This window comes from Vibrio sp. G-C-1 (assembly GCF_021728015.1).
Lineage (GTDB): Bacteria > Pseudomonadota > Gammaproteobacteria > Enterobacterales > Vibrionaceae > Vibrio > Vibrio splendidus.
In genome coordinates this window covers 1-1412 of the sequence record NZ_JAKKCR010000039.1, presented here as the reverse complement: position 1 = coordinate 1412, position 1412 = coordinate 1, and the positions used below count along the sequence as shown (strand labels likewise).

The 1412-nt window shown below is 41.9% G+C and carries 1 protein-coding gene; it reads left to right on the top strand.

Annotated elements, in window-relative coordinates; translation table 11 throughout:
• Nucleotides 1-91: 91 nt before the first annotated feature.
• Nucleotides 92-1399 carry an IS4 family transposase gene (locus tag L3V36_RS23795; RefSeq protein ID WP_102250515.1) on the top strand — a complete coding sequence of 436 codons (1308 nt, stop codon included), beginning with the start codon at nt 92-94 and terminating at the stop codon, nt 1397-1399.
• Nucleotides 1400-1412: the final 13 nt, after the last annotated feature.

Below are 1412 nucleotides of genomic sequence, written 5' to 3'. Positions count from 1 at the left end.
TAATGCCGATCAGTTAAAGCCAAAGCGATCGGTTGAAGGATCCTTCAGAGCTGTCAAAATCCAAGTGTATTTAATGCACTTGGATTTTTTTATGGATGTTTCTCAAGCTCTAAACATAATTAATGATTGGAAACCTAGCAGCGTTGAGACTTTGTCTGACTTGCTTCCAATTGAACTCATCGACGAAGCCTATTCTCTTACTGATACTGTCACGATGAGAAAGAGGAAATTAACTTTAGAATCCATGGTGTGGCTGCTTGTTGGAATGGCTATCTATAACAGTAAATCCATGAAAGATTTAGTGAACCAACTTGATATTGTCGACCGTACAGGTAAAGCTTTTGTCGCACCAAGTGCGTTAACTCAACGTCGAAAGACGTTGGGTGAAGACGCAATTAAAGCGGTCTTTGAGCGAATGACTACGTCATGGTTAAAAAGTGCAAAGTTACCCCAGTGGAATGGATTAACGCTTCTTGGCGTCGATGGCGTTGTTTGGCGAACGCCCGATAACCCGCAAAATGAAAAGGCATTTTCTCGACAAAAAGGGACGCAATATCCGCAAGTGAGAATGGTCTGCCAAATGGAACTAAGCAGTCACATTATTACGGCCAGTGCATTTGATAATTACAATACAAACGAAATGATATTAGCTGAAAAATTGATAGAAACAACACCAAACCATAGCGTGACAATGTTCGATAAGGGGTTCTATTCTTTAGGCTTATTACATAAATGGCAAGACTCTGGCTCAGAGCGTCATTGGCTTATCCCCCTCAAGAAAAATACACAATATGACATTGTTCAATCTTTAGGGCGAAATGACAAACTGGTTCAATTACACAGTAACCCAAGGGCTAGAAAGCTATGGCCTGATTTACCAAAGTCGATAACCGCTCGACTTGTCACTCGTAAAATTAAAGGAAAAGACTACCAAGTATTAACCTCCATGACGGACTCCCTGCGTTACCCATCAAAAGATATTGCAGGCCTTTATGAACATCGTTGGGAAATTGAGCTAGGCTACCGAGAGCAGAAACAATACATGCTTGGAAATCGTCTCACGCTGCGAAGTCGTTTACCAGAACTGGTAAAGCAGGAGTTATGGGGCATCTTGCTTACTTACAATTTAATCCGATACCAGATGGTCGAGCTCTGCTTCAATCTAAAGGGAAATTACCTTCCTTATCAACTCAGTTTTAACGGCACATTAGCTCATGTATCTGCGTTACTTGTAGGCTTACCTTACTCAACACCAGGCGCAATACCTCGTCAGCTAAAGGGGTTCCACAACATGGCTGAAAGCTTAATACTTGAAGGGCGGAGGGAAAGAACATTCCCTAGAACAGTTAAGCCTAGACCACAGCGGTATGCTAAGAACAAAAATGCCGTTCACTCTTAAGTGAACGGCATTA